Source organism: Marivita sp. (assembly GCF_017643905.1).
Taxonomy (GTDB): Bacteria; Pseudomonadota; Alphaproteobacteria; order Rhodobacterales; family Rhodobacteraceae; genus Marivita.
On sequence record NZ_JAEPMO010000173.1, the window covers coordinates 1 to 8,122 of the forward strand.

Below are 8,122 nucleotides of genomic sequence, written 5' to 3' on the forward strand. Positions count from 1 at the left end.
GAACAGATACTTGCGGGCGACGTCTGCATAGGTGCCGTAGTGATAGTCCTGATTGGACGCGAGGTATTGCGTCCGCCGTGTCCGGTAGAGATCGCGCAATGCGTACCACGGCACGCTTGGGTGCATATGGTGCACCGCGTGCAGGTTGTTGTTCAGAAAGAGCAAACTAAAGAACCCGCGATCCTCGACGATTGCCGTGCGGGCGGATGTGCGATCATGCGCGCGGTGTTCGAGATACGTACGCAGCTTGAGCAGCGAGAGCGACAGGTAGACCGACACCAGCCAAGCCCAGATCGGCATCTGTGCAACCGAGGCCATCCACCAGACGACGCTGGCGACTGCGGGGACGTGCAAGAGCCAGCCCGCCAACACTCGGCGGTCACCTGCCCGGATCAGGCGCCAATCCGCGGCCATGAAGGAGATTTGACCGACGATGGGACCAAGGATCAGACGTCCAGCAAGCGTATTGTTGGCGCGGAAAAGTGCTTTTCGCCATGCAGGCAGACGGTCCCAGACCACAGGATCAAGATAGTTGGTTTCCGGATCATCATAGGGGTCGGTCAGGTTTTCATCCCGATGGTGCGCAAGATGGGTGTCGCGGAACCGAAGGTACGGGACCACGAGGCTCAGCGGCGGAAACACCAATGCTGCGTTCAGAAGCTTGTTCCGGCTGGGATGCCCGTGCAGCGCCTCATGCGTGAGCGATGAATGCTGCGCTGCAGCCCACGCACAAAGCGCGATGGCCAAAAATACCGACAAGTCGCTGACCCAAACGGTCGCGACAGCCCAAGCACTATAGGTGATGCCAAGCATCAGAAGTGTCGGCCATTCGGCCGCACGTCGCAGCTCTGCCGATCGCGGCAAAGGCATGTCCGTCATAAAGTGACCCCATGAGTCCCCGACGATCACCATAGAACCCGCGCCCGACTTGCAGAATTCTGAGAACAGTGCACAATTGTGTATAACCGTGATATTTGTCACCAAATGTTGGTTTTCGCATATGGACAAGCTGCAACGGGCCGATCTGTTCCGCACGCGCCTGCTGATCGCGATCCGCCGATCCGGAACGAACCAAAGCGAACTGGCCCGGCGGACCAGCATCGACCGATCCACAATTTCGCAGATCTTGCGCGACGATGCCGGTCGGTTGCCCAACGCACATGTGGTGGGGGCTTGTGCTACTGCGCTTGGCGTTTCGGCGGATTGGCTGCTGGGGCTGTCAGAGCACCCCGAAAACGCGACTGATCTTCTGGCAAACGCGCTGACGCTGACCAATGCACCTCGTGCCTTGGTGGACCAACAGATTTTCGATTGGCACCGCGAGGCGGAAGGCTACAAGATCCGCTATGTGCCCGCTGGGTTGCCGGACATGCTCAAGACCAACGAAGTGCTGACTTGGGAATATGGCCCTCATCTGGGGCGCACCACGGCGCAGGCGATCACCGCGTCGACCAATCGGTTGGCTTGGATGCGGCAGTCGGCCTCGGATTACGAGATCGCAATGCCCGCGTACGAAGTGCAGAGCTTTGTCGACGGCACAGGTTATTACGCCGATCTTCCCCTGGAACTGCGCAAGCAACAGATCAAACACTGGCTGGACCTGACCCAGGCGCTCTACCCCAGGCTGCGCGTCTATCTCTTTGATGCACGTCAGGTCTATTCCGCCCCGATCACCGTGTTCGGCCCCTTGCTCGCGGTGATCTATCTGGGCAGCAACTACCTTGCCTTCCGCGACACGCAGCGGGTGCGGGCGTTTTCCGACCATTTCGACAATCTGGTGCGGCAATCACAGATCACCGCGCGGTCGTTTCCCGATCACCTGTCAGACTTGCGCGCGACTCTGGGTTGATCAGTTCTCAGGGCTTTCCGGCCAACCAGAATGATCGGACAACGCGGCAAGAATTGCATCGCTGTCCTGCCCTCTGGCCCGAATATCCGCAGGCGGCGCTGGCGTATGACCATCAAAGCGCGGGGCAGCAGCGGCTTGCAGGCTGCCGTCAACTTCATGCCATGTCTGCCGTGCCACGTTTTGAGGGTGCGAAAAAGCTTCGCGCGGAGAGAGCACTGGCGCGACACAGGCATCGCTGCCGTGGAAAAGCTGTTCCCAATATGACCGCTTCTGCGCGGCAAAGACCTGCGCCAACCGATCCGACAAGTGTGGCCAAGCGGCTTGATCGAACTGGTGGTTCACAAAGTCCGCATCTTCGGCAAGGCCAAGCTTGCCAAGAAACTCTGTATAGAACTTCGGCTCTAGGCATTGCACGCTGACGAACCCGCCATCGGCACAGCGATATGTCCGTGACCAGTGCGCTCCGACGAGCGGATTGGCTTGTGCGGATGGGCCGTCTTCCACCCCGCCCGCAATCGACATAAGCAGGTTCTGCATATGCGCTGCACCGTCGTAAATCGCCGCATCGACGACCGTGCCTTGCCCGGTGCGTCCCGCAGCGATAATCCCAGACAGCATCCCGACAACAAGGTAAAGCGCTCCTCCGCCGATATCACCCACCAGTGTCGGCGGCACTGTGGGGCGGTCGCCCTCGGGCGCCGAGGACCAGAGCGCCCCAGCCATCGCGATGTAATTCAGGTCATGCCCGGCGCGTTCCGCCATAGGGCCGTCCTGCCCCCAGCCGGTCATGCGCCCGTAGACCAGACGGGGATTGACCGCTAGGCAGATATCGGGGCCAAGACCCAAGCGTTCCATCACACCGGGTCGGAAGCCTTCGATCAGGCCATTGGCATGCGCGATCAGTTTGAGGAGCACATCCCGTTCCGCATCCGATTTCAAGTCCAGCACCAGAGATCGTTTGCCCCGGTCGGTGACGGGGCGTTCTTTCAGACCCACAACAGGGCCTGACCGGGGGCGATGCACCACGATCACGTCAGCCCCCAGATCAGCCAGCATCATCGCCGCAAAAGGGCCGGGGCCAATGCCTTCGACCTCGACGATGCGGATTCCGGCCAGAGGTCGATTTGTTGGCATAAACATCCTTTCAGACCCGGATCGCACAGCTGCGACCCCAAGTGTCGTTTCAAGAAAACGACATTGGGTCGCTGACGGCAATGCATGACTTGCGAAGGCACGTATCTCTGGCATACGACACTGAAGGCAAGACATGCACGAAAGACGCATACCCGAGTGGCTCCGCCACGCACCCGCACCCAGCGTGCGCGGCTTTGCCATGCTGGCGGCGGCCGAAGCGGTGGCGCGGGGTATCCTGATCTCGGTCTTTCCGTTGCGCATGTATCAGGCGCTGCAAGACGCAGCACTGGTATCGCAGGTCTATTTCCTGATCGGCATCGTGTCGCTTTTGACCGGCCTGCTTGTGCCGTTCCTCGCACGGTTTCTGCCAAGACGCTGGGTCTACATGTCGGGCGCATCTTGTTTCATCGCGGGATCGCTTCTTGCCATCGACGGATCGGCACCGACGACGATCATCGGGCTCACGCTGACTTCTGCCGCAACCGTGACAACTTTTGTCTGCTTCAACGCCTATGTGCTGGATTACATCGCCAAGATCGAACTGGGCCGCTGCGAGACATCGCGCATGTTCTACAGCGCGGCAGGCTGGACGGTAGGTCCGGTTCTTGGAGTCATCTTGCTCAAATGGTGGGAACCGGCTCCTTTTCTGGTGGCGGCCACCGCGTCGTTCAGCATGCTTTTGATGTTCCTTGCCATGCGCATGGGCAATGGCAAACTGATCACCAAAAGCCGTCGTGCCCCGACGAATCCGTTGGGGTTCCTGCCAAGGTTCTTTGCTCAACCCCGTCTGGTGGCAGGCTGGCTCTTCGCGGTGATCCGGTCCTGCGGATGGTGGGTCTATGTCGTCTATCTGCCCATCTTTGCGATCCAGTCCGGCTTGGGCGAACAATTGGGCGGGATCGCACTGTCGATTTCCAACGCGGCGCTGTTCGTAACACCCTTCATGTTGCGCTTCATGCAGCGCTACTCGATCCGGCATGCCGTACGCACCGGTTTTTTCATGTCGGGACTGCTGTTCGGGTCGGCGGCTTTGCTCTCCGGCCTTCCATGGCTCACCGTGCTGTGCCTGATGTCGGGATCATTCTTTCTGATCTTGCTCGATGTTTCGGCGGGATTGCCGTTCCTGCTGGCGGTCAAGCCGTCAGAACGGACCGAAATGTCTGCGGTCTATTCCAGCTTCCGGGACGTATCGGGCATACTCACACCCGGTATGGCGTGGCTGGTCCTGCTTGTGGCCCCGTTGGCCGCAATCTTTGGCGCTGGGGCGACCGCGCTGCTGGGCGCGTGGGCCTTGTCGGGAACTCTTCCCGCGCGATTGGGCAAGACGGGCAGCCGCCCTGTTCCCGTGCCTGAACCCACAGGCCCAGATCTGTTGCCGCTGGATGCCAAAGAAGCCTCCAGCAGCGCGTAATCGATCATATGCGCAAAGGCTCAGTACGGCATGGGATGCTGCTTGTGCGTGTCATCCAGCGCCTTCAGAACATCGGCGCTCAGGGCCATACCTTCGGCCTTGAGCAAATGCGCCAACTGATCGGCGGTTGTCGCGCCAAAGATCGAAGACACCACGAAGGGTCGTTGAACTGACCACGCCAAGGCCATCAGCGCCATATCGAGACCAGCCTCTTGCGCAACCTTGGCATAGGCATCGACGGCCAGGAACGCCCGGTCCGTCTTGCGCCCCCCCAGATTGCCATTGAGCGACATGCGCGACCCCTCGGGCACAGCACCGTTCTGATACTTGCCGGTCAACAGCCCTGCCGCCAGAGGTGAGAATGGCAGAAGCGACACTTCTTCATGCACCATCACCTCGGCCAGATCGGTGTCGGCCAAACGGCACATCAGTGAGTATTCATTCTGGATGCTTTCCATCCGCGGCCCAGCCATCGCGTGCGCCACCTGCAGCCACATCATCGTGCCCCAGGCACTTTCGTTGGACAAACCAATGTGCCGGATGCGCCCCTTCTCGATCTCGCGACCCAGCGCGCCAAGAACATCCGCCATGTTCTGAAGCGTCTCGGTGCGGTTCTGGGTGGTGGGGTCAAAGGTCCAGTTCTTGCGGAACATGTAGGACCCGCGATTGGGCCAATGCAGCTGGTAGAGATCGATATGATCGGTCTTGAGCCGCTTCAACGACCCTTCCACCGCGCCCGGAATGGTCTCGCTTGTGATTGGCGCACCGTCGCGGACAAATTGCATCCCCTCGCCGGAATGTTTGGTGGCGAGAAGCCAGTCATTGCGGCGGCCCGTTTTCTGGAACCAGTTGCCAAGGATTTCTTCGGTCAGACCAATGGTCTCCTTGGCGACCGGGTTAACCGGATACATCTCGGCCGCGTCGATGAAATTGATCCCCGCGTCCAGCGCCATATCCATCTGCATATGGGCATCCGCCTCGGGCGTCTGATTGCCATAGGTCATCGTGCCAAGGCACAGTTCGGACACCATCAGATCGGTTTTGCCCAGTCGGTTCATCTTCATCGCGCATTCCTTCCCGTTTGGTTGCGCGCAACGTAGCGGCTAAAGCCCGGTCTGCAAGCCAACAGCGATGTCCGTCTGCGAGACAGCAACAGATTTCATCACCGCGTAACATTCGGCGCCTTCGACGATGTTCAGCGCATCTGCACTGCGTCGGGTGATGCGGGCCAAAAGACGGTCCTCGCCTGCCTTGAGCTGCACGATCACACCCGGTCCTTCGCCACGGCGCACGGCAAGCACTCGGACCGGCAGAATGTTGAGCGCTGACAGCCCTTCAGGCCGCGCTCTGGCGAGGATCACATCCTGCGCCAGAATGCGGACCCTTAACTTGGCCCCCACAGGGGCATCCACCGCCGGCAACAAGAGCGTCCCCGCAGATATCGCCAATTCGCTCAAACCGTCAGGATGATGTGCTGCCACTTTGGCCGACAACACGGCACCCGCATCGCGAATGCCGAGCATGCGGACCATGTCAGGGTCGGTCAGCACCTCTTCCGGGGCACCCGAGCGCACCACGCGACCGTCGTCGATCAGAACGATATGGGTGGCCAGCCGCGCTACCTCGGCCATGTTGTGGGTCACGTAAAGGATCGAAAGTCCGGTCTCGCGCCGCAAAGTTTCGAGATAGGGCAGAATCTCTGCCTTGCGCGGCCCATCGAGCGAGGCCAGCGGTTCGTCCATCAAGAGCATGTCCGGCTCCGACAAGAGCGCCCGGCCAATCGCCACACGCTGCGCCTCACCACCCGAGAGGGAATGGGTCCTCCGGTCCAGAAGATGCGAAATCCCCAAGAGCGCACCGACATCCTTAGGATCTTTGGCCCCACGTCCACTGACGCGCGCCGCGTAACACAGATTGTCCCGAACGCTGAGATGGGGAAACAGGCGACTGTCCTGAAACACATACCCCAAGCGCCGCTTGTGCACCGGCACATCTGTTCGCGTGCCAGCATCGAACAGTACCCGGCCGTTCAAGGTGATCCGTCCCTGCTCAGGCGTCACCAGACCCGCGACGGATTTGACGACCGATGTTTTGCCGCTGCCCGACCGACCGAAAAGCACGGTCACGCCTTCGGGCGCCTCGAACGTGGTGTTCAGATCGAACCCGCCAAGGGACCGCCGTATGTCGATTGACAGACTCATGATCCCGAAATCCGGTTCGCGACGCGGCGGGACAACCATTCCGACAGGATCAGCGCACCGATGGCGATGGCGACCGCGACCGCGACAAGTCGGATCGCGCTGGTCTCGCCGCCGGGGACTTGAAGGAAGGCATAGATCGCGGATGGAACGGTGCGTGTTTCACCGGGGATGTTCGACACAAAGGTGATGGTTGCGCCGAATTCGCCCATCGCCTTGGCAAATGCCAGAACCGCCCCCGCGATGATCCCAGGCAGGATCAAAGGCAGGGTGACCGTGCTGAACACCTTGAGCCGGCTGGCCCCTAACGTGGCTGCCGCCTCTTCCAGCTTGGGATCAACGGCCTCTATCGCCAGTCGCATGGCGCGCACCATCAGGGGAAAGGCCATGATTGAGGCAGCCAAGGCCGCACCGGTCCATTGGAAGGCCAGCGTAATTCCGAAGAGGTTATCCAGCACGGACCCGATTGGCCCCTGCCGTCCGAAGCCAAGCAGAAGGAGATACCCCGTGACGACAGGTGGAAGAACGAGTGGCAAATGGACCAGCCAGTTCAGCACATCCCGCCCGACGAACCTTCCCCGCGCCAACGCCAGTGCACAGAGCAAGCCGAACGGCAGGCTGAGCAGCGTTGCCCAGAACGACACCTTGAGCGACAGGGCGACAGCCTGCCATTCCTCTGGCCCAAGCCATCCGGTCATTCCGGTATTCCGACGGGAAGAAACCCGTAGCGCGCCAGAACTGCCTGTGCCACAGGGCTGACCAGCCACGCCACAAAGGCGGAAGCGTCGTTGGGTGACTGGGTATCGGCGACCACGGCTGCGGGATAGCGGATGGGCGGGTGCGTGTCCTCAGGAAACACACCTGCGGTGACGACGCGCGGCTCTGCCATTGCATCGGTCGCATAGACGATTGCCAAGGGCGCTTCGCCCAACGCCACAAGCGCCAGCGCCGCGCGGACATTGTCAGTGGGAGCCAATCGCGTGCTCAATCCCTCCCAAAGCCCGAGATCGGTAAGTGCGGTCTTGGCGTAAATGCCCGCGGGCACGGCTTCAGGCAAGGCGATGGCCAGACGCCCCGACGGACCCAAGGCACCCAAAAAGTCGGTCTGCGCTGTGATGTCAGCATCGGATGCTGCGGCGGGATCGTTTGCCACAAGGACAAGGCGGTTGGACGCGATGTTGACACGGCTTTCCGGCACTGCTCGGCCACGGTCGACCAGCCAATCCATCCATGTCTCGTTTGCCGACACATAGACATCGGCAGGTGCGCCAGCGTCGATCTGGCGCGCCAATGTGGAGCTGCCGGCGAGAACAAGGGTGACGTCCTGACCGGTGTCAGCTTTCCAAACCGTTGCAAGTTCGGCCATCGCGTCGCCCAAGGAGGCTGCCGCGAACACCTTCAGGTCAGCCGCCTTTGCTGGGAAAGCCAGCCAGATCGCAACCAATGTGGCGCGCAAAATCGGGATCACGGCAGACGGAACCTTGTTCTTGAGGGCAATTCTTTGACGTACCTGACCAATTGCACCGATCC

Annotated in this window: 8 protein-coding genes; 2 read left to right on the top strand and 6 right to left on the bottom strand. The window is 60.7% G+C overall.

Annotated features, from left to right (window positions below; genetic code table 11):
• On the bottom strand, positions 1–879 hold an 879-nt coding region (locus JJ869_RS20185; RefSeq protein WP_292270055.1), incomplete at its 3' end, for a fatty acid desaturase.
• A 121-nt stretch (positions 880–1,000) separates the two neighbouring features.
• Here JJ869_RS20185 and JJ869_RS20190 point away from each other — a divergent pair.
• Positions 1,001–1,849, top strand: coding sequence for a helix-turn-helix transcriptional regulator (locus tag JJ869_RS20190; RefSeq protein WP_292270057.1), 849 nt, complete (start codon positions 1,001–1,003; stop codon positions 1,847–1,849).
• Here JJ869_RS20190 and JJ869_RS20195 read toward each other — a convergent pair whose 3' ends face one another.
• The gene (locus JJ869_RS20195) at positions 1,850–2,983 is read right to left on the bottom strand and encodes a CaiB/BaiF CoA-transferase family protein (RefSeq protein ID WP_292270060.1); all 1,134 of its coding nucleotides are present in this window, start codon (positions 2,981–2,983) and stop codon (positions 1,850–1,852) included.
• 133 nt (positions 2,984–3,116) lie between these two features.
• Between JJ869_RS20195 and JJ869_RS20200 the strand changes: the two genes are divergently transcribed.
• On the top strand, positions 3,117–4,394 hold the full coding sequence (locus JJ869_RS20200) for an MFS transporter (RefSeq protein WP_292270063.1): 1,278 nt from the start codon (positions 3,117–3,119) through the stop codon (positions 4,392–4,394).
• Positions 4,395–4,414: 20 nt separating this feature from the next.
• On the opposite strand, the gene JJ869_RS20205 is transcribed toward JJ869_RS20200, so the two are convergent.
• The 4 genes from JJ869_RS20205 to modA form a co-directional block, all read right to left on the bottom strand.
• Positions 4,415–5,458 carry an aldo/keto reductase gene (locus tag JJ869_RS20205; protein WP_292270064.1) on the bottom strand — a complete coding sequence of 348 codons (1,044 nt, stop codon included), beginning with the start codon at positions 5,456–5,458 and terminating at the stop codon, positions 4,415–4,417.
• A gap of 39 nt (positions 5,459–5,497) precedes the next feature.
• The gene (gene modC / locus JJ869_RS20210) at positions 5,498–6,595 is read right to left on the bottom strand and encodes a molybdenum ABC transporter ATP-binding protein (RefSeq protein ID WP_292270066.1); all 1,098 of its coding nucleotides are present in this window, start codon (positions 6,593–6,595) and stop codon (positions 5,498–5,500) included.
• Positions 6,592–7,290 (bottom strand): molybdate ABC transporter permease subunit, encoded by a 699-nt coding sequence (modB, locus tag JJ869_RS20215; RefSeq protein WP_292270067.1) that lies wholly within the window; start codon positions 7,288–7,290, stop codon positions 6,592–6,594. The genes modC and modB overlap by 4 nt, the downstream gene beginning before the upstream one ends.
• Positions 7,287–8,122, bottom strand: an 836-nt coding sequence (modA, locus tag JJ869_RS20220; protein WP_366510485.1) for a molybdate ABC transporter substrate-binding protein, incomplete at its 5' end; no start/stop codon positions are given. The genes modB and modA, both read right to left, overlap by 4 nt.